Origin of the sequence: Brevibacillus brevis (assembly GCF_900637055.1) — a bacterium.
Classification (GTDB): Bacteria; Bacillota; Bacilli; order Brevibacillales; family Brevibacillaceae; genus Brevibacillus; species Brevibacillus brevis.
This window is the reverse complement of sequence record NZ_LR134338.1, coordinates 786,407-807,494: the sequence shown is the minus strand read 5'-3', so window position 1 is coordinate 807,494 and position 21,088 is coordinate 786,407. Positions and strand designations below refer to the sequence as shown.

The following is a 21,088-nucleotide window of genomic DNA, read 5'->3' as shown; positions in this document are numbered from 1 at the left end:
TCGCCTGTATCCTCTCTTCGTTCGGGCGGTCTCCTTCCAAACATGTGACAGTGCTTTCGTATAGCTTTGATCCTCTTCTGGCTCTTAAAACATAATGAGGGACAGTTCAAAGCAGCTTCCTTGAATTCTTTTAACCAAAAGCCGCGTGGGAAGAAGCGTATTTCCAGTCCAAGCGCCTCTGGAGCCCACCTCAGCGCAGGAAAAAATGGCGGGGAATTTCAGCTTCACTTATGAACTACCTCCTCGAAACTTCTACGTTTGAAGCGCTCCCGCCATTTATTCCGGAGCGGACAGTCAATTCCCCCTTGCAGGGCGTAGGCCGAAGCGAAGACTGGAAATGCGCTTCTTCCCCCACCACAGCAGCTCTAATAAACAAAAAGACCGCCAGAGCTATTGCCCTGACGGTCTAACATACTAATCCATACTTTCATCCGAAAACGAAAGAGAGAATCCACCTGAGAGCAAATAAAGATAACTAGACACGTTCCCTTTTGGCTTGATGATCTGCTTGATTGCCCGGACATATAGCCTGATCTGGCCTTCGTATCTTCTTTTCATCTCTTCGATGGCTGCGGCAGTCGCCTCTTTTGCCATCCAATCTGTCTTGAAATCGATCAGGACGAGGCTTCCATCCTGCTCCTCCAACAGGCAATCAATGACCCCTTGGACGACAACCTGCTCGTCGCTCTCTTCACCTAACTCCGCTTCTATTTCATAAGCAGGAATCACGAGGGTAAATGGCAGTTCACGATGCACGACCGCCGCCGACTTCATTCGCTGCCCCAAAGGATCAGCGAAGAATCGGGCGATCTGGGGAACATCTACTGCTTGTACCTGCTCGTCAGTCAAAAAGCGGCGTGCCGCGAGTGCCGCCACCTGCTCCCGAATATCCGCTTCATCCAGCGGACGTTTCAAATCGAGATGCTGGAACACTAAGTGCGTGATGGTTCCTTTTTCTGCTGCTGTCAGTCGATTGGATTTTTGCTCAGACAAAAACTTTGGCTTTTCCGTAATGGACGGCAGCGTGAGTGGCTGTCCGCCTTTGCTAACTTTTGCATGTCGCTTTAGTTCGCTGACGCTCCATTTCGCAGCTACGCGTGGCGCAATTGGATGCGGGTCCTGCCATCCTAATCTCTTGTCGACAATCTCTCGCAAAGTGTCATCAGACGGTCGTTCCGCGATCGCCTCTCGTCTGGTCATTCGCTCCCACAGAGACGCATCGTCGTTGGTTGACTCTCCTTGGGCACGGAGCTCATCTGCCTGATAGAAGTGAAACGACCAAACCGAATCATCCGGCACACTTCTGACTCTCACGACTTCTCCTGAGCCTTGTTGCTCTGGATATGCCCGCAGCAATCCCGCACCAGGATGTCGCAACATCGCACGCCCCACCCAGTCCAGGTATCCCTTTGCCTGAATCAAGTCTTCGTCACTGAGCCGCTCGTTGTCATCCTGTCTGCCCCAGTCTGTTACACTTTTTGCGAGATCCTTGGATGAACCGACAAGAATGAGCTTCTCGCGTGCACGCGTCAAAGCCACATAAAGCACACGCATTTCCTCTGCCAGCATATCCCGACGCAGCTTTTGCCGGATGCCCAGCGCAGCCAGACTCGGATAGCGCAGTTGCAAGGAGGGCTCAACAGCCATCGGGCCAAAGCCCAAATCTTTATGCAGCAAAAACTGGCTTTTCAAATCCATCGTATTAAACTGCTTGCCCATACCCGCCACAAAAACAACCGGGAACTCGAGCCCCTTACTTTTGTGGATCGTCATGATGCGTACGACATCCTCGTTTTCCCCGATGGTTCTTGCTTCGCCCATATCATTGCCCGCTTCTTGCAGACGGTCGACAAAACGCAAAAAGCGGAACAAGCCACGATAGGAACCAGCTTCGTATTGTCTTGCGCGATCATAGAGCGCACGCAAGTTGGCCTGTCGCTGCTGACCGTTTTCCAGAGCCGCCACATAATCGAGATAACCTGTCTCCCGGTACAGCAACGTCAGCAGTTCCGATAAAGCACCTCTGCGAGCCTCTGTCCGCCATAGATCCAATCGGCCAAAAAACTGTCGCAGCCTTCTCTCCCACGACTCTTGGGGCGGGCGTTCTTCTGCATATTGGAGAACAGCTTGGTGAAACGGCCCTGTCGCGTAGTGAATGCGGATTTGAGCAAGCTGCTCCTCCCGCAAGCCGACGATGGGAGACCGCAATACAGCTGCCAGTGGAATGTCTTGGAGCGGGTTGTCAATGACACGCAGCAGGGAAAGCATCGTTTCTACCTCTGTCGCCGCGAAATAACCCGCAGTCTGCTCGGCATACACGGGAATTCCTGCCGCGTGCAGCTCTTCTTGCATCGTTTGCCCCCAGCCTGAGGTCGCACGAAGCAAAATAACGATATCGCGATAGGCCAGCGGGCGCATTCCCCCAGCCTTTTTATCGAAAACGAGCAGTGGCTCTTCTCCCTCGCCGGGCTCCATCCAGCGACGAATACGGCTGGCGATTAGTCGAGCTTCCAGCTGTGCAACACTCGCTTCCTCTGCGGACTCTCCCTCGGGAATACCTGCTTCGCCCTCATCTGTCCCCTCTGCAACTACTGCCTGACCTTCTTCTGCTATCGCTGTATTCCGGTCGATCAAATGCATCTCTGCCTGCAAACGGTTCGGCTGTGCTTCTGGATAAGACGCACGGTTGATCAGCTCCGCCGAAGAATCATAACCGATCTCACCTACCCCGTGAGACATGATCTGACGAAACAAAAAGTTAACGGCATCTACGACTTCCCTTCTACTGCGGAAGTTCGCCGCCAGATCGATACGCCGACCGATGCACGTTTCGTCAGCATCCCCATCTTGTTGATAGGTCACATATTTTTCGAGAAACAGCTTTGGCTCTGCCAAACGGAACCGATAAATACTCTGCTTCACATCACCCACCATGAAGCGATTCGCTGGCTGACCATTCATCCCGTCTCGGGAAACCATTTGCAAGATTGTCTCCTGCACGAGGTTAATATCCTGATATTCGTCTACTAACACTTCAGCGAACTGTTCACGCAATTGGGTTGAGATAGACGAAGGAACAGTCTCCCCGGACTCATTCGTTTCGGTTAGAATGCGCAGAGCCAGATGCTCCAAGTCGCCAAAATCGACTAAGCCGCGCGAGCGCTTCTCCAATTGAAAAGCATCCGAAAATGCTGTCACCAGTCTTGCCAATGTCTGCATGTGAGGAGCAATCCGCTGCAAATCTGCGACGTACTGCTCGGCTGTCGTAGAAAAGTATTGCTCGATTTGCTCTGCCAGTTCCTTTTTCACGCTGTTTCGCAGGTCCTGCACCTGTTCCTTCACGAGCGGATCTGTGCCTTTCACTGGAGGCAGCTTGGCAAATACAACCCCCCGAACAGCTTCGACGGTCGCTTCCCAACCATCTCTGCAAGCCGCTCCTGCACGCTGCAGGGCAGCTGCTTCCGCCTCAAGCAAAGGCAAATAGCCAGCAGGCCCTTCCGGTGAGCCCGCCAAAAGAACTGCCCTGCGCATCTTAGCCGTCATTCCACCGAGTGCCAGCTCCACAGAACGCAGCACGCTTCTGGTCCACTCCAGCCCGTCCAAACCGTTTTTATCGTGAACCGCAAACATTCCGGCCGCTTCTCCGAGCCATTGTTCTGGTGCCGGATGACTGCGCGAAAACTCATACAGCCTGAGCAGCAGTAGGGTGAGGGCATGATCGTCCTGACCGTCCAGCATCACATCAGCTAATGCATGAAAATCAGCGTCGTTTTCGTACCAGCTCTCCAGCTGTTCCTCCAAGACATCCTGCCGCAAAAGCTCCCCTTCCATCTGGTCGGCTATGCGAAAATCAGGATCGAGTTCAATCAGATAGTAATACTGGCGCAAAATACCCAAGCAGAACGAGTGAAGTGTCGTAATCGTCGCCCGCTGGAGCAGTGCCAGTTGTCTTCGCAGGTGAGAAGAGTGCGGGTCATCTTTCAATGCCTTTCGCAATGCATCGCCAATCCGGTGACGCATCTCTGCCGCTGCCGCATTGGTAAAGGTCACCACCAACAGCTGATCGACTCCAACCGGGTCCTTCTCGTCCATGATGCGTCGGATAATCCGCTCAACCAGGACGGAGGTTTTCCCAGAGCCTGCCGCCGCTGCCACCAGGAGATTATTCCCGCGCTGGATAATCGCTTGCCATTGCTCGTCCGTCCATTGTTCAGGCTTGGCCTGCAATTGTTGATCCGCCATCGGTCATTCCTCCTTCTCCTGCCATCTGCTGCTCTGCCAGCATGCTCCATATTTGCTTGTTGTTCCATTTGGCAAGCTGTCGGTGCTCATTCCCGCCTGCATCTCCGTCGAACTTGCATACTGGCCTGTACGAACAGTAATCGCAAGCGGTCATCGTCCCGTTTGTGTATGGTTCGATCTGGATTTCCCCGTTGGTCATGCGCGTACTGATTTGCTTCACAGTATCGCGAACATAGGAAGTCAAGGCTTGGAACTGCTCGGCTGTTGCCACGGATGATCGTGACGAAAGCGTTCCGTCCTTTTTGATTTCAAATGGCACCAGCTCTGACGCCCCTTGCTCTACATAGCCATCCATCATTCGTGCCAGTTCTGGATCTGCGAGCATCAAGCCTTTCATGCGCAAGCGCTTTGCCCGCTCCTTTGCCGCTTCGTCAGCTGTTAGCATGCGTTTTGCCGTCACAAAAGGATCGGCTACCTGATAGTAGAAAACGCCTCCCATTTCGGCTTTTTTCCCCAGCCATTCCTCGGCATTTGCCACGACAACATCGAGATAGACGAGCAGTTGCAAGTTCAGGCCATTCCAAACGTCGGAGAGAGACAGCTGCTTGGGACTGGACTTGTAGTCAATCACGCGCAAATACGGGACCTCACTATCCAGTGATTGGTCAACGCGGTCAATTCGTCCGATTAACTGAAGCTCCACACCATTTTCAAGCGTTAAAGCCAATCCCGGCAAATCTGAATTCGGCCCAAACGAAACCTCCAGTCCTACTGGTGCAAAACGGCTGCGCTTCGCATGCTCCCCGAGTACGTAAATCGCGCGGCCAACTGCTCGCTTCAGCTTGCCGGACAAATAACGGTACCGGGCTGTCCGCGTCAAAATGCTGCTGCGAGTCGCAGGAACCAGTTCTTCTACAACCACGTTTGCCAGCTGCATGCTATTGTCTTCCGTCAGCTTGCTCCACTCCAGATTGTCTTCGTTCATTTTTTCAACGGCTCGCTTGAGTGAAGCGTGGAAAAGTTCCCCCACATCGAAACGCTCCAGCTTGTACATCGTTCTCTCCGCCAATCTGAGACCGTGGGAAGAGAAATGCGAGAACGGACATGACTGGAATCGCTCGAGACGAGACACGCTCATTTTCAGTTGTTTGCCGTACAAGGTCGTGCTCGTTTCCAAATCCAGCTCCTGCGGTCGATTGAAGTAACGCAAGCCGGACAACAGCCACTGTTCCCGTTTGACATCGGGAGAAGCGCGAATATACCAGTCGTATACCTCCCACCAGAAGTCTGGCAGCTCTCCTGTTTTCTTCATCGATCGCAATAGCGTCAAAAGATGGCGGAACACACGTCTCGGATGTCCGAGCAGGAATGCATCTGTCTCGTGCTGCCCCGTCGGTTCATTGTAAAAAACCTGATGCGGGATATCCGGCAGTACTTCCCGGATGCGGGTAAACACAGAGGAAGGCAACAGGGCCTTGCCCTCTTCATCTGCCAACGCGCAGCTCAGGATCAGCCTCTCCGACGGTCTCGTCATCGCCTGGTACAGCAAGTAAGGCTCAGCCATCAGCCGTTGCTTCGCACTCGGTGCGAGAGACATGCCCATTTCAGCCAGTCGCTCACGCTCTGCCTCATCCAAAATTCCTTCTTCTTTTGGACGCAACGGAATAATGCCCTCGTTTACGCCAAGCAAAAACAGAGCTTTGACATCCGGTTGACGAGAGCGCTCCATGGCCCCGATCAGCACTTGATCCAGCGCCGGGGGAACAAGTCCCAATTCAATCGTCTCCAGACCGCTGTCGAGCACACGGGCAAATGTCGCCAGGTCCATGCTCTCGTCGCCCATGACCTCCACGACCTGATCCATCAGCTCGATCAATCCTGTCCATACTTGTCCGTGCACCTGTGCCGCATCGAGATCACCGTTATTTTCTGCCTTTCGCTGCCAATTCTCCAGCTTGTTAGGCACATCCAACGCTATCAGAAGGTTGTACAGGGCAAGGGTCATCTCCTGTACGTTTTTGCCCGTTGCTTGCTTCATCTCTTGTTCAAAGGCCAAGAGCGGCGCTGCGTATTTGCGTCTCAACTCATCGATTTTCGCGTCTTCCTCAGCGCCTGCTTGCCCACGGAAATGCCAAGCAGATTCTTCTGCCCATTGATAGCCAAAGACACCATGAGCCAGCACGTAGTTTTCCAGTCGGTCGATTTCCTTCCGGGCTGTATGCTCATCGGTGCTATCCAGCAGGAGCAGGTCTGTTTTCAAGCAGCGGAAAACGGCGTCGTACCGCCATTTTGTAACAATGACCTCCAATGCCGATCGCACCAGCTCCACCAAGGGATGGTGCATGACGGAGCGCTTCTGGTCCAAGAAGTGCGGGATGCCGTATTCGGTAAACACAGCCGAAATCTCATCAGCGTACGTCCCGATTTCCCGAAGCAAAATCGCCATGTCCTTCCAGCGATACCCCTCTTCTCTCGACAGAGACAGGAGCTTCAACGCCACAGCCTCTACCTCTGCACGCCTGTTCACCGCGGAGAGCATCGTCACTTCGTCCGCACGTCCGGGCTGATCCGGGATCGGCGGGTCCCCCCATTGGAAATACACTTGTTCGACCTGACGCAGCCACGGACTGCTCTTGAATCGCTGTGCCTCGGTCAATAAAAGCGGCTTGGCGATTGATACTCCCGATTCACGCGCCATCAGTGTCAAGGCTTGGTACGTTCGCAGCGTAGGGTGGAACAGCCCCAGTTCATCCACAGAGGCATCACGTTCATTCGGGTCAAGCGTCAGCGCAATCGTCACGTGCTTAGCGTGCTGCATCAACTGTTCGATCAAGCGCAGCTCTTGATTCGTAAACCCGGTAAAGCCATCAATAAATATTTCAGCTTGCTTGATGTACATGGAATCACGCACCATCGTTGCCACTCGGTTCAGGATGTCGTCCGCATCACAATACCCCTCTGACAAGTAAGCCTCGTACGCATTCATAATCAAGCGAAGGTCATGTATTTTTTGATTGAGATTGGCCCCTCCCCACTCCACATTCTCGGAATGGGTGAAGGAAACACCATACGACTTGCACTCGCTAATCAAGCGACCGAGCTGAGAAGCGAACCCAGGCTGTGTGGCCGAACGTCCGAATACATTCAGCTCTTCCTTGTGCCGCTCCAAAAGCATACGCAAAACCATATGCTTACCCAGATCGTCAACAGGCACGGTAGTCAGATCGCCCAGCTCCTGCATGAGCCTGTGAGCCAATCGACCGAAGCTAAGCACTTGTGTCCCCATCACACCGCCTAGCTCTGGCAGTGTGGCGAGCGCATACTCTTCCTGAAAGCTGGCCTGTTCTGGCACGAGCAGAATCATAGGCGAACCCAACGGCTTATCCCGCAGCCGGGCTTGCATCTGCCGATGAATCGATTCTGTCTTCCCCGTTCCTGCCCGTCCCAGTATAAATTGGACTGCCATGATTTTTCCCCTTCCCTACTCCATTTCCAGATGCAGCATGCTGCCTTTTCCCATCGGTTCTGCAGGTGTCACGACCAGACGACGCGGCATGCGCACACGTATTTCCGGTACGTGGCTAATGACCCCGATGGTGAAATCGTCCATGCGCAGTCGCTCAAGCGCATCCATAACGACTTCCAAAAGCTCCGGATCGAGTGTCCCAAAGCCTTCGTCCAGGAAGAAAAACTCCAGGCGCCCGCCACGCATTTGAATCTCCATCGACAGGGCAAGTGCCAGCGACAAGGAGGTCAGGAATGTTTCCCCGCCAGACAATGTGCTTACTGGACGGCGCATTCCTCCAGCTCCCTCATCCCTCAAAACAAATTCGCCCTCGTCGCCGATTTCCAGCCCGTAACGGTTGGCGGTCATCCGCTTCAGGTGATAGGAAGCGTCTCTTGCGATTGATACCAGTTTTTCCTCCGCAATGAACTGGACAAACGCCTTGGCTTCGAACAACTTTTTCAACTCTTCCAAGCGGCTCTGCTCATCCTGCTGCTGTACCATCTCTTTGTGAAGCTCTTGCCATTTGTCATGATTTTTTTCCATGCGATCCACTTGCTCTTTGGCGACAGCGACTTGCTTTTGCGCCTCTTGGAAGGCTTGCTCCCATTGATCCCACGCCTCTTTTGCAGTGGTGAGCTCTTCTTGCGTAAACGAACGGCCTGCTATTGCTTGCTGCAGCCTTTCTTCCTCGTAACGAAGCTGCCCTGCAATACGCGTATAAGCCTCGACTTGCTCCTGTGCCTGTGGCAATTGTTCGCGCTCTGCGTATCGTTCCCGTACATACTCGACCGTACCGAGACCAGTTTCCTGCAAGGCTTGGTACAATGTCTCGTGAGCTTCCGTGCGTTGCCGTGTGAGGATAGCCAGCGTCTCCGAATACTTTACCAGATTGTTTTGCACCGTTTCCCGCGCCTCGGCGGTCTCTTTGCGCTTTGTCTCTGCCAGCGTGACTGCCTGACGCAAATCGTTAAGAGTATCCTCTACCCGCATCAAACACTCCTGCGCAGTAAGTCCTCCCGTGCGTTCCAGCCATTGAGCATGCTTTTGTTCCCACATGCGCTTTCTATCTTCAAGCTTTTCCTTCAGCGCCGCTTCCCGTGATTTGCCCTCTACCTTGCGCGACTTGGCGGCTTCTACCTGCATCATCAGCTTTCCGCGCAGCGCTTCTTTCTCTGATCGTACCTGCTGCAGTTCTGCCAATCGGCGATCTGATTTTCCGATTTCCTCGTACCGCTGTTCGATTTCCTCGATAGGAAGTTCATTGCGCTTCGCGTCCAGCTCTTCTCTGGAATGCTTTTCTTGCATGGATGCAGCGTCCAGGCGAGCTTTATTCTCATCGATTGCCTTCTGCGCCTGCTCGAGCAACAGCGCGCTCCGCTCCATTAAGCGTTTCTTTTCCGCTTCTTCCTCACGCAAGGCCTCCAGCTGCTTCTGCAATTGCTCACGCTCTGCTCTAAGTCGCTCTCTCTCCGCTTGCTTGGCGATCAGTTCTTTTTCCTCGCGCTGATAGACGGCGAGAAGCTCTTCAAAAGAATCCACGATCCAAGGCTGTCCGTACCCTCGGCACTCTGCCTTGATCGCTTCCAAGCGCGCTTCCAGCTGTTCCTGTTCAGCCTTTGCGCTTGCTAGGCGCTCATCAAAAGCAGCAAGTGCCCCCTTTGCTGCCAACCAGGCTTCCTTGGTCTTGCCTGCTTCTTGTTCAGCCGTACGCAATGCCTCTTCTGACTCTTTGATTCGAGCACGCAGGTCATCACCCTCCGTTCCCGCTTCAGACGCTTTTGTATGGTTCTGGTGGCCGTGTGGGTGGTGTTCGGAACCACATACCGGACACTCCTTGCCTTCCTCTAAACGTTCTCGCAAAAATCGCGCCATATTTTCCTGCTGCCAGCGTTCCCATTCCTGCCGCAGCTCATCTCGTTGGGCCAGGTGACTTTTCACAAGTGCTTCGCTTGCCTCTACTGCCCGAGTCAGCTCTTGATTGCGCTCATCCAACTGCTTACGCTCCTGGACGAGGTGCTGCGACTTCTCCTGCCATGATGAGAAAGCCTGCAATACTTCCCGCCACTGGCGACCTACCTGCTTCATGTCAGCCAGTACATTTCTTGCTTTCTCCCATTCTGCTTCGCTCATCAAAGCCGAGTCGGCTGGTGCTGTCAGCTCTTCTCTTTTTTGTGCCAACCGATTCGCACACGCTTCCCAGCTGCGCTTGTGCTCATCAGCAGTATGGGTTGTCGACTGGATGTGCTCTTGTGCTGCGAGTTGTTCTTTTTCCAGCTCACGTACCTTGGCATGGTCCCTCTCCCACTGCTGCTTCGCTTCTCTGGCTGCCGCTATTTGGGATCGCCATTCAGGAGAGATCGTGACCTGCTTCATCTGTTCTTGCAGATCCGCCCACGCAAGCTCCCAGTTTTTTAAGTCGGCTTCATCCTTTTCCAGCTGTTGTTCTGTGTTGGTCAAGGCGACTGACACTTCATTCCACTCTCGCTCCAGACCTGTCCACTCTTCCCGGATCGCCTTTAGCTCCTCTTCCCACTCCTGTGCCTGTACCAGCCTGCCTTTTTGCTGAATCAGTAACGGCTCCTGTACAGCCAACTCGGCATGAACCTTCTGATACGCTTGCTCTGCCTCATCTACGGCCAAACGAGCACTCTCCTGTTGTTCGCGGCTGCGTTCCAATGCCGCACCGGTCGCATGCCATTCCTGATCCAAACGCTCATATTGCTGGAGTAATGGCCACAGTCGAATACTCGACTCCCATTCGCGAATCTTCGCGGTTAGAGATGCCATTTCCGCTTCATTTGCTTCCTGCTGCTGTAGTTGTGCCTGGACCTGCAATAGCTCCTGATGCCACTGGTTAAGCTGCTCCAGCTCCTTGAGCTTCCCTGCCAGCTCCTGTTTTTGCTGGGTGAATTCCTGCTCTTTTTGCGCTGCTTCCTCCCACGTTTGTCTCGCCAACTCCAAGGCTTCCGGCCCTGCGTCACCCAAAGCTGCACTCGCCAGTTGCAAACGATGCATCTGTTCCTTGACCTGCTCCAACGCATGCCGTACGCGCTCGCTCAGCTTTTCCCCATAAATATGTAGGCGGAACATCCGTTGCAGCATTTCATTGCGCTCACTGCCCTTCAGCGTCAAGAAGCGGGAAAATTGACCCTGTGGCAAAACGACCGCCCGGGTAAAGTCCTGCAAAGTGAGACCAATCAGTGCCTCAATTGCGGCTGTCGCGGACGTGGCCTTGGACTCCAATACGACATCCGGCTCTCCGGTCAAGGCTCCCGATTGAATCAGCCTCACTTCCGGCTGTCGCTTGTTTCCCTTTTTATCCAGGCCAAATTCCCGTTCCACCGTGTATTGTTTGCGTTCATCGCCAGTCCCCAGCTCAAAGGTAAAGGAAACGAAAACGCGCTGCTCCAGCTGGTTCAGCACTTCTTTCGGGTGGTTTCCCCCGCCCAACCGGACGACCTGCCCGTACAACGCAAGCGTGATCGCGTCCAAGATCGTCGATTTCCCGCTTCCAGTCGGGCCGAATATCCCAAACAGTCCCGCCTGACATAGCATTTCGAAATCGACCTCTTGCATTTCTCGGTAGCTGTGCATCCCTGCCAGCTTCAAACGTATCGGTCTCACTCTTCTTCCCCCTCTCCTCCGGTTTCGGCCAATAGACGCTGGAACAAGGCCACCAGCTGCTCATCCGGCTCTGCTCCCCGTCTTCGTTCATAGAAGCGTTTGAACAATTGATCGGACGTCAGCTCTGTCAGCTCGACCCGCTGTTCCTCTTCCTCCTCACGCTCTTCCCTCACGACAACACGCTGTATTTTCAAGAAATCATCCGAAAGCTTGCGGACACGCTGAAATTCTGCCGGGTCGATCACGCCAGACACATGCAGCTCCAAATCAATCCACGCCCCTGCATCGCGTCCCTCTGCCAACCAGCGCTCTACCTGCTCGATTCCCTCCGTCGCCTTCCAACGTGCCAATGGCCGTGCGCTCGTCAAATAAATGATCTCCTCACGCACTTCTTGCCCTGGCTCTACCTCGACCAGTACGACTGCCTTGCTCTGACCAGCTTCGGAAAAGCTGTACGAAATCGGGGAGCCGCTGTAACGCACCAACGGCTTGTCGCTGAGCTTTTGCAGTCGATGGAGATGGCCGAGCGCCACATAATCAGCGTTCTTCGGAAAAGCCTGCGGCGATACAGTCAACGCTCCCCCAATTTGAATCGGTCGCTCGGAATCTGTTTCCTTGCCGCCCATGACAAACAAGTGACTCGTGACCAGGTTGACCGTATCCTCGCGAAAATGAACAGACAGTTCAGCAAGCAATTGCGCAATGCGCTCGGAAAAAGCAAGTTGCATCTGCTCCTGGGTAAAGCTTTCGCTCAACAGCTCCTTTAATCGCGATTCAGAAGGATAAGGCAATGCCAAAATTACCGCATTCGCGGCGCAGCCAGGGATCTTCATTTCCAGCCAAGAAGGGCCTCCCTGCACAATTTGCACGCGATCAGGCGATGCTTCCTGTGTGAGAAGTGGCGCTTCCTTTGGCAACCCCAGCAAAACGATCCCGTGCTTTGTGGCTAGCGGTGCTGCAGCTCGAACCCGCTCAGGCTGGTCATGGTTCCCCGCGATCACGACAACACCCCGCCTGCCTTCTGAAGACAAACGCTCTAATGCATCATAAAAAAGCTCTTCCGCCCAAGCAGGCGGATTGACCGAATCATACACGTCCCCAGCAATGAGCACCAAATCCACTTGACGCTCATCCGCTATGTGACAAAGCTCGTCCACAAATGCCGCTTGCTCAATACGGCGGTCCCGCCCTTCCAGCTGCCGCCCGAAATGCCAGTCGGCTGTATGTAATATCCGCATAACTACTATCACTCTCCACGATCATGTGTTTGCTTTTCATTGTAACAAAAGACAGCGCTGTTCGCGGTTGAAATTTACTCCACTTCTTCGTAACTTTCGCCCCTGACTGCTCGTCTTCCAACTGAAGGGTCGTGTTTGAACGACCTCATCCCGGAAAGGAGCTCGTTACCGTTGCGTAATTCCCGCCTGTTGCTCACCTTGACCTTGGGGCTCGCCATCCCTTATCTCGTCCACGCTGCCCCCGTCTCCCTTGCATCTAAGAACCCTACCAAAGCCCAAGTCATCGACTGGATTAACAAGCAAGCCAAAGATCCCGTTGTGACCGACTACTTTGATTTTCAGCTCCTCAATCTGGATGATGACCCGGAACTGGAAATTGTCGCCAAGCATAACAGCAGCGTGCATATCGGAAACTTTTACATTTTGGATCAGAAGCCAGATCGTACCTATGCCCTCATTGCGGAAGAGGACTGGAATCCATCGCGCCTGCAATTGGATCATTGGGACTATACGTGTGAAGTGAATCACTCCGAGATCGACAACAACGACGACGCTGAACTGCGTTTGCTCGCAGATAAACGGGTATTTGAAACCGTCCATCATACTGGCGGCACCGGCATTTGTGTCTACGAGTCGAATCTGTGGTATTTGGATAAAGGACGCCTGGTCAAGGCATGGGAGGGATTGTTACGGCAAACAGTTTCCGTGCCGGGTGGTCAACTTTTCCAGACCGTAGGAAGTTATCAAATCCTTCATGACGACAGTGAAAAACCTTTGCTTTACCACTGGCAAACGCAGCAGGAGCTGAATCCGGATACAGGTGAATTACTGCCGGGCAAACCTGAGACGACACTACAGATTTACCATTGGGAAAATGGTGTTTTTGTTCCGATGAATGTTGAAAAACCGTCTGGGCAATAGTCTGACGGTTCGTAAATTCGCTGTCCGCAATTGGTTGTGGTGGGGTCGAAGCCCTGCCACCAGCTGTGTATCTGACCCGATACTTTTACACCATTGTGAAAGTATGACAAGGAGCTTCTTGAATTTACTCGCAAGGTGTTTAATAAAAAGTCGCGTAGGAAGAAGTGCATTTCCAGTCCAAGCGCCTCTGGAGCCCTACCCAGCTTAGAAATAAATGGCGGGGGTTTTCAGCTTCAACCTCTGCGAATACTTCCTCGATACACTACTTTTGAAGCGCTCCCGCCATTTATTTCTGAGCGGACAGTCAATCTCCCTTGCGGGGTGGAGGCCGAAGCGTAGACTGGAAATGCGCTTCTTCCCCCACCACTACAGCTACATAATAAAAAAGCTGCCCTCCCACGATCAGGAGCGCAGCTTTCCTCTTATCTTCTCAACTTTTCATTTGTCGGTGACTTCAACGTCTGCAAACACATGTAGCAGATGATCCCGAACAAAATCGTGATAATCATGGAGTGAGTAAGCGTCGCGTACAGGTGAAGCTTGTAAATAATTACGAAGCCGCCGCTGAACACCTGAGCAATGCAAAGAATAAAGCTCAGGATACTTGCACCGTACAAATCACGCCGTTTTTCCTTGAAATGGCGCATACAGTAAATCATTGTCCCCAACAACAAGAATCCCAACACCAACGCAGCGATTCTGTGGGCAAAATGAATACCGGTCTGTCCGTACAACTCTGGGATGACCTGTCCCTGACACAGCGGCCAGTCACTGCATGCCATACTTGAACCCGTATGTCTGACATACGCTCCGAGATAAACGACAGCGTACGTATAAGTAGCGACGAACCACATCCAGTTGCGGAAGCCTTTTGAGACGGTCGTCTTCACCAAGCTTTGCGTTTTTTCCCGCTGGTAAACGAACACACTCAACAAGAACACGCCTGAATAAGCAAGCAAGGAGAATCCGAAGTGCAGAGCCAAAACAGATGAGGACTGTGGCCAAATGACTGCAGAAGCACCGAGAATGGACTCCACTACGATGAAAAACAAACCAAAAATAGCGAGATTGCGAACTTCTTGGTTGCCTTTGTAATAGCGCCAGCAGAGTACAGAGAAAATCACGACAACAATACCGGCAACACCTGTAATCAGGCGGTGAGAATATTCAATAATGGATGCCAATGTGTATTCCGGGACCCATTTACCGTTGCACAGCGGCCAGTCATTCCCACAGCCGAGTGCTGAATCTGTCTTGGTAACAAGCGAACCCGCTACCATCACGATAAACATGATCAAGGTAGCAAGAAAAGCTAACGGCTTCAGCCATTTTTCCATAGTAATTCACCCTGTTTCTTGTGAGGATCAAACAACACCTCGTTCTATGTCCTCTTTTACGATAATGAAACATCCCCTGCTAAGCAAGGGATGTTCCGTGAACATTTAGTGAGTGTTTCGTGTCAATAATAGTTGACCATGGTACTAATGACGATCGCTGCACAAAACACGGTCAAATAAAGGATGGAATAACCGAACAGTTTGCGTGCCCAAGCAAGTTCATCCTTGGTTTTAAACCCTTGGAAAAGCAGAACCAGGTACACAATCCCCATCACGCCCATGATGAGCAAATACACATAGCCTAGGCTGGCATGGACAAACAGCAGCAAAGAAGCCGGGAACAACACCGAACCCCACAGCACCATTTGTCGTTTCGTCTCGGCAAAGCCTTTTACTACCGGTAGCATCGGCAGATTACCTGCACGGTATTCTTCTGTTTTCAGCATGGCCAACGCCAAAAAATGGGGTGGCTGCCACAAGAACAAGACCAGGAACAACAGCCAAGCAGTCATGTCCATGGTGCCTGTTACCGCTACCCACCCAATCACCGGAGGAGCTGCACCTGAAATACCGCCAATCACCGTATTGAGAGTGGTCACTCGTTTCAGCGGCGTGTAAATCAACACGTAAAAAATGTGACCGATCAATCCCCAAACCGCCGCCAAGGGATTCGCATATACAGCCAACACAGTAACCCCTGCCAACAGCAGGCCGATTCCTAAGAGGATCGCGTTACGTGCAGAAATTCTTCCGGTCGCTACCGCACGATTTTGCGTCCGCTTCATTTTTTTGTCTAGATCACGGTCGTAGAAATTGTTCAAAGCCGCACCCGACATAATGACCAAAGCGGTTCCTAGCATGGTGAAAAAAGCCAGTTTCCAGTTCGGATAACCGTAGGACGCTAACCATAAAGCAGCAAAAGTGGTCATCAAGTTTGACAGGGTAATACCAGGCTTCGTCAGTTGTACGTAATCTCGAAAGGTAGCAGGCCCTACCGGCTGTGTCTGCAAAGAAGCATCGGTATCAAGCGATTCCTGCACGGTCATTTGCTGGTCCACGTTTTGTACCTCCTGTTTCCTTCTATCTGAACATCCGAAACGACTACTTACCAAAAATTACATCCAGCACGCCAGACGTCTCGCCACCTGGATAAATCCAGTACAGCAGCAGATAAACCGCAGCTCCTGTAATGGAAGTGACAAACCAAACAATGGACGTCCAAGGACCGATCTTACGATGAGAAGCATAGTTTTTCGTGTAAGCGTATCTGAGTGTAATCAGGCCCATCACACCACCGACTGTTGCCAGAATGATGTGGAAGAACAAGAACGTCTGATAGATTGGCTTGATGCTGTCTGGTCCGCCAAAATGCGTGTTTCCGATAAAAGCCGTTCTGGAAACATACGTGATGAAGAAGATCGTGGCACAGATCGCAGCCCATTTCATAATCTTCATATGCTTTTCTACTTGCTTTTTCGCAATGGCGTACCAGCCAATCGCAACGAGTATTCCGCTAATGACGATAAAAGCCGTACTTACCGTAGGCAATAGGAGCCCCATTTTTTCACCTCATTCAACAAACGTTTCTGCTGTTCGCGCGTATTTAAAAAGTCGGCTTTTCCGCACCGAAAGATTGATCCATCGGCATGTCGTCCTGCTTCTCTGCCTTGTACCAATGGTAGAAGACATAGGCCAGCACACAGCCGTAAACAAGCTCCTGTACCAGCTTCATAATGATTCCGCCAAGACGCTGGTCGTTAAACGCGTCGAGGCTCTGGAATAGCTGTGGAGCAGCTATATACGTAGTGTACAGTGGTTCCGAAGCAAAAATAATCAGCGCACAGGCTGGCGTAATCAAGACACCATTTGCAAAAACGTACGACAGTTTTTTCAATCCGGCCAGTTGTCGCTTGTTATCAGACAACGGACTCACAATTGGCCACCACATCGCAAATGCTGCAATCACGAGAATGACATGATAAAACGTCATCCATTCATGATTGATCGCGATGGCATCGAAAATAAACGGAACATGGTAGAAGGAAAATAGTGAGTTGAACAACAGCGCTGCTACTAACGGATGTGTCAAAGAGTTAAGGATAAACTTCAGTGCTTTCGGACGGAAAATCTTGGCCAAAAGCCATTCAGGCATTGCCAGAAGCATAAGCGGTGGCAGGGCAAAGTACAAGATCGATTGTTGGAGCATGTGCAAACTAAACATGTAATGATGGCCGTAATAACTGATAGGGCTTCCTTGTGCGGCGTAAAACAACACGATTGCCAATACAAAAAGTAAGCGTTGCTTCGTCGTAGCCGGTGTAGCATTGGCAAAACGTTTATGCATGGGACCTGTTATGAGAAAGTAAGCGGTTGCTACAATCAGCGTCAAAAGCATCACGTCAGGGCTCCACAAGTCCGAAAAGGACGCTGGCCCCATTCCTGATGACATCTCGTGCATTTGATGTGCATTTCCCATGTTTATATCCTCCCTTCCAAATGGAAATTTTTTGGACGAAACCACACTCGCTGGGCGTCGTCATATGTACGTTTTGTGTCAATATGAAATACCAATTTTTATCTATTAAATGTTGCCCTTGATCCAATCTCCATTATACCGTTGATTCCCTTTTTCTTTGTAGACAAAAATGAACAAAGTGTTGAACAATACAATTCACAAAATAGACATATTAAAAGACAAGACCCTTTTTCGTTTGAGTCAACATAGTGGAGGAGAAGAAAAAGCACAGTTCTCTTCGACTCTGACACGCCCGCAAGGGGGATTGACTGTCCGTCTCCACTTCCAAAAGGGCACCGTCGAGCCAAAGCCACCCTACGGGCGGAAGTTTCTCAGAGAAGAAGTGTTCGACAAGCGTGGTCCCCTTTTGGAAGTTCCAACTGGGTAGGCGTTGTCAAGGTCTACGAGCCCTGTGCTTTTTCTTCTCACCAGCTTTAGAGGTTAAGCTGTACCTTTTAATACACTTCCTATATGAAAATAAAGAAGAGTCCAGATCTTATCTGAACTCTTCTTCGCTTCTTATCTTACAGTCCAAAGGAAACGAACTTGGTTTCCAAATACTCATCCATTCCGTAGCGGCCACCCTCACGGCCGATACCACTTTCCTTGAAACCGCCAAACGGCGCTTGTGTCTGGGTTGGCGATCCGTCATTGATCCCAACAATTCCGTATTCGAGGAGCTCAGCCATACGGAAGCAACGCTGATTATCGCGGGTGTACACATAAGCAGCCAAGCCGTAACGGGTGTCGTTTGCCATCTGTACGACATCCGCTTCCTCTGTAAAACGCACGAGTGGAACGACAGGACCGAACGTTTCCTCATAGGAGATTTTCATATCCGTTGTAACGCCAGCAATCAAGGTTGGTTCGCAATAGAAGCCCTTCGCATAATCACCTTCAACCAAACGATTTCCGCCGTATACCACTTGCCCGCCTTTGTCCTTGGCGTCCTCGATGTGCTCGAGCACCTTGTTCAAGGCACGCTCGTTCACCAGTGGACCGATCTCCGTCTCTTTCTGGCGGCCATCCCCTACCTTTGCACGCTTCAGACGCTCTACCAGCTTTTCTGTAAACGCATCTGCGACATCCTCATGGACGTACAAACGATTCGTGCAAATGCACATTTGACCGGAGTTGCGGAACTTGCTCTCAAACAGACCTTTTACGGCTGCATCCAGATCGGCATCCGGGAATACGATGAACGGTGCGTGACCACCAAGCTCCATGCTGACGCGCTTCACTTGCTTCGCGGCGCCCTCCATCAACAGCTTGCCGACACGAGTGGAGCCTGTAAATCCGATTTTGGAGAGCTTCGGATTGTCGATGAACTCCTTCCCAATCGATTCAGGATTTCCAATGACGAGGTTTACGACGCCTTTTGGAAAGCCAGCCTGCTCAATCAGCTCAAACATGCGTATCGCAGACAGCGGCGTGCTTTCTGCTGGCTTTAAAACCACCGTGCAGCCCGCAGCCAAAGCCGGAGCGATCTTACGTGCCACCATGTTCACTGGGAAGTTCCACGGGGTAATCGCCCCTACCACCCCTACAGGCTGACGCAGCACCATGATGCGCTTGTTCGCCACGGAGGATGGGATCGTTTCTCCGTTGACACGCTTGGCTTCTTCTGCGTACCAGACAAAGTTATCAGCGGCACCCAGCACTTCGCCTTTTGCCTCGCCCAAAGGCTTGCCCATTTCAGCAGAAATGATGCCCGCCAGTTCATCCCGATTGTTTTTCACCAGCTCGGACAAGTTGTACAAATATTTGGCGCGCTCGCGAGCAGTCAGTCGAGACCAGCTGGCAAATGCCTGATGAGCAGCGTCGATGGCCTTGTTGGCATCGCGACCATCGCCAAAGGTTACTGTGCCAACTGTTTCACCTGTAGCAGGATTCGTAATCTGAATGGACTCGCCACTCTCGGCAGTCACCCATTCTCCATTCATAAACATTTGTTTGTACTCTCCCATGACATTCGCTCCTCTCAATCTCTCTCAATAGATTGGTTTTAGGGCCTCAAACGGATTTTTGCAATGCCGGCAATACAAAATACTTCGACAAGCAGCAGGGCCAAACAAATTTTCCATTTGTGTATACGGGGAATCACAGTAGGGACAGGCTACTTCCCATGTATCTCCCGGTTTGAAGTCAAGCGGTGGCGGCGCGATGCCAAAGCTTTTCAGCTTATCGCGAGCATCCAAGGCGATACGATCAGAAGTCCAGGCTGGATCATAGACGAAAGCTACCTGAACCTGATTGATTCCTTCTGCCTCCACCAGCTTTTCTGTGATGTTCTTCTTCATGATCTCGAGTGCCGGACAGCCGACAAAGGTAGGGAGCACCTCGACGTGAACGACGTCTGCCTCGACGCGCACTTTGTGAATCATCCCCATCTCCACCATGCTGATCACCGGAATTTCGGGATCTGTTACTTGCTGCAGCAGTTCCCAGCATGTCGCTTCAAGCCCTTCATGCAGTTGCAGTTCTTCTTGCGCCATGAGAGAATCACTCCTTTTTACCAGCCTGCAGCCGGATCAATGCGATACACTTCAGACAAGGTAGCCAATGCTTGCACCAGATCAGCAGTATGTTCACCGTGACGGCCACGCTCTTGTGGCACGCCTGGCTCACCCCGCCAATCAAGGCCAGCTTTATCGAAAATGTCTTTGGTCAGTGTCAGCCATTTTTGTTTCAGTTGCTCTTCTTCTGCAATCAGACCAAATTGAACGATATCGACCTGATTGGGTCCAAGATAAGGCAGCTCCCCTGCATCCTTCCAAACTTTTGCGATGGCTGCCTCCAGCCTCTGACGCGCATCAGCCGTACTGTTTGCCAATTGCTTCAACCAAACTTGCCAGTGCATCAGATGATAGCGATGCTCTGTCATCATTTTGCGACTGACCAGCGCAAGTGGTGCGTATGACGACTGTGTAAGAGCCTCCAAGCGAATCTGCTTGTATAAGCCGTACACATAGCTGCGAACAATGGCATAAGCCCAGTCGTAATGAGGATGATCGTTGTATTCGCCGTCACCGTTTTTACGCTCTACCAAGATCGCATTGGAAAACGCCTTCGCCTCGCGTAGCTGTGCGAGATCGTCTGCTTTGCCCACCCCTAGTTGTTCAAGCATTTCATAGAACATCACGGCATGGCCCATCATGTCCTGAGACATCGATGAAAACGCCACATCTTCTTCAATATGCGGAGCCAGCCCCAGCCATTCCGATCCACGATAAGCCAATATAAAATCGTCATCAGCAAGCTGGAACAACAGGTCGGTTAAGGCTTTTGCAAATGCCGGGTTTTGTTTTGCTGCTTCCACTGTTTCTACATGTAAACGGTCGCCCATGATTGTATCCCTCCTGCTTAGCTGCCGTTGCCTGCATGCTTCTGTTTTTCTTCGTACTGCTCACGATGGTGGCGCCATCTCGACTGCAAGTCGCCGTATCCTTTGGTCTCCCGATAGCTCTTGTTGTCGAGTCTCTCCAGGAAAGGACGCTCCTCTGGGGGCAGTCCAAAAATGTCGTCGCGCTTGACTACCCATAAATTAAAACAAGGCTCACGGCGCAGGAAATTCTCCCTCGCCATGCTCAATGCGACTTCTTTATTGGGTGCCAACAAACTGAACTGTTGGACGAACGGAGCATTTACGCTTTTTTGGCTGAATACTTCGTATATGAAAAAGTTCTCGTTGCTCATCCTCATT

13 protein-coding genes are annotated in these 21,088 nt (G+C 51.8%); 1 reads left to right on the top strand and 12 read right to left on the bottom strand.

The features are described 5' to 3' along the window. Window positions 1–414 precede the first annotated feature (414 nt). The 4 genes from addA to EL268_RS04195 are packed head-to-tail and all read right to left on the bottom strand — an operon-like array spanning window position 415 to window position 12,612. Window positions 415–4,242: a helicase-exonuclease AddAB subunit AddA gene (gene addA / locus EL268_RS04210; RefSeq protein ID WP_106656187.1), complete on the bottom strand. Its 3,828-nt coding sequence runs from the start codon at window positions 4,240–4,242 to the stop codon at window positions 415–417. Further along, window positions 4,211–7,708, bottom strand: coding sequence for a helicase-exonuclease AddAB subunit AddB (addB, locus tag EL268_RS04205; protein ID WP_106656186.1), 3,498 nt, complete (start codon window positions 7,706–7,708; stop codon window positions 4,211–4,213). Before addB ends, addA begins: the two co-directional genes overlap by 32 nt. A gap of 15 nt (window positions 7,709–7,723) precedes the next feature. Continuing rightward, window positions 7,724–11,374 (bottom strand): AAA family ATPase, encoded by a 3,651-nt coding sequence (locus EL268_RS04200; RefSeq protein ID WP_106656185.1) that lies wholly within the window; start codon window positions 11,372–11,374, stop codon window positions 7,724–7,726. Beyond that, window positions 11,371–12,612: an exonuclease SbcCD subunit D gene (locus EL268_RS04195; RefSeq protein WP_106656184.1), complete on the bottom strand. Its 1,242-nt coding sequence runs from the start codon at window positions 12,610–12,612 to the stop codon at window positions 11,371–11,373. Before EL268_RS04195 ends, EL268_RS04200 begins: the two co-directional genes overlap by 4 nt. A 171-nt stretch (window positions 12,613–12,783) precedes the next feature. On the opposite strand from EL268_RS04195, the gene EL268_RS04190 reads away from it, so the two are divergent. Beyond that, window positions 12,784–13,533 carry a hypothetical protein gene (locus EL268_RS04190; RefSeq protein WP_106656183.1) on the top strand — a complete coding sequence of 250 codons (750 nt, stop codon included), beginning with the start codon at window positions 12,784–12,786 and terminating at the stop codon, window positions 13,531–13,533. A 422-nt stretch (window positions 13,534–13,955) separates the two neighbouring features. Here EL268_RS04190 and EL268_RS04180 read toward each other — a convergent pair whose 3' ends face one another. From EL268_RS04180 to paaB, 8 genes are all read right to left on the bottom strand, one after another. After that, a complete protein-coding gene (locus tag EL268_RS04180; protein WP_106656182.1) occupies window positions 13,956–14,870 on the bottom strand; it encodes a COX15/CtaA family protein in 915 nt (304 codons plus the stop codon). 122 nt (window positions 14,871–14,992) lie between these two features. Continuing rightward, window positions 14,993–15,928, bottom strand: a complete 936-nt coding sequence (cyoE, locus tag EL268_RS04175; protein ID WP_106656181.1) for a heme o synthase — start codon at window positions 15,926–15,928, stop codon at window positions 14,993–14,995. A gap of 43 nt (window positions 15,929–15,971) precedes the next feature. Next, window positions 15,972–16,430, bottom strand: coding sequence for a DUF420 domain-containing protein (locus EL268_RS04170; protein WP_106656180.1), 459 nt, complete (start codon window positions 16,428–16,430; stop codon window positions 15,972–15,974). 43 nt (window positions 16,431–16,473) lie between these two features. Beyond that, window positions 16,474–17,346: a cytochrome c oxidase assembly protein gene (locus tag EL268_RS04165; protein ID WP_106656179.1), complete on the bottom strand. Its 873-nt coding sequence runs from the start codon at window positions 17,344–17,346 to the stop codon at window positions 16,474–16,476. Window positions 17,347–17,909: 563 nt separating this feature from the next. Continuing rightward, window positions 17,910–19,352 (bottom strand): NAD-dependent succinate-semialdehyde dehydrogenase, encoded by a 1,443-nt coding sequence (locus tag EL268_RS04155; protein WP_106656178.1) that lies wholly within the window; start codon window positions 19,350–19,352, stop codon window positions 17,910–17,912. Between the two features lie 24 nt (window positions 19,353–19,376). After that, window positions 19,377–19,880, bottom strand: coding sequence for a 1,2-phenylacetyl-CoA epoxidase subunit PaaD (gene paaD, locus EL268_RS04150; protein WP_106656177.1), 504 nt, complete (start codon window positions 19,878–19,880; stop codon window positions 19,377–19,379). Window positions 19,881–19,897: 17 nt separating this feature from the next. Beyond that, on the bottom strand, window positions 19,898–20,731 hold the full coding sequence (paaC, locus tag EL268_RS04145; protein ID WP_106656176.1) for a 1,2-phenylacetyl-CoA epoxidase subunit PaaC: 834 nt from the start codon (window positions 20,729–20,731) through the stop codon (window positions 19,898–19,900). 17 nt (window positions 20,732–20,748) lie between these two features. Continuing rightward, the gene (paaB, locus tag EL268_RS04140; RefSeq protein ID WP_015893218.1) at window positions 20,749–21,081 is read right to left on the bottom strand and encodes a 1,2-phenylacetyl-CoA epoxidase subunit PaaB; all 333 of its coding nucleotides are present in this window, start codon (window positions 21,079–21,081) and stop codon (window positions 20,749–20,751) included. Between the last annotated feature and the right edge of the window lie 7 nt (window positions 21,082–21,088).

Coding starts and splice junctions, on each gene's coding strand:
- addA (WP_106656187.1), bottom strand. CDS start 4,242: ATGGCGGATCAACAATTGCAGGCCAAGCCTGAACAATGGACGGACGAG.
- EL268_RS04180 (WP_106656182.1), bottom strand. CDS start 14,870: ATGGAAAAATGGCTGAAGCCGTTAGCTTTTCTTGCTACCTTGATCATG.
- EL268_RS04170 (WP_106656180.1), bottom strand. CDS start 16,430: ATGGGGCTCCTATTGCCTACGGTAAGTACGGCTTTTATCGTCATTAGC.
- paaD (WP_106656177.1), bottom strand. CDS start 19,880: ATGGCGCAAGAAGAACTGCAACTGCATGAAGGGCTTGAAGCGACATGC.
- paaB (WP_015893218.1), bottom strand. CDS start 21,081: ATGAGCAACGAGAACTTTTTCATATACGAAGTATTCAGCCAAAAAAGC.
- EL268_RS04195 (WP_106656184.1), bottom strand. CDS start 12,612: ATGCGGATATTACATACAGCCGACTGGCATTTCGGGCGGCAGCTGGAA.
- paaC (WP_106656176.1), bottom strand. CDS start 20,731: ATGGGCGACCGTTTACATGTAGAAACAGTGGAAGCAGCAAAACAAAAC.
- EL268_RS04165 (WP_106656179.1), bottom strand. CDS start 17,346: ATGGGAAATGCACATCAAATGCACGAGATGTCATCAGGAATGGGGCCA.
- addB (WP_106656186.1), bottom strand. CDS start 7,708: ATGGCAGTCCAATTTATACTGGGACGGGCAGGAACGGGGAAGACAGAA.
- EL268_RS04155 (WP_106656178.1), bottom strand. CDS start 19,352: ATGGGAGAGTACAAACAAATGTTTATGAATGGAGAATGGGTGACTGCC.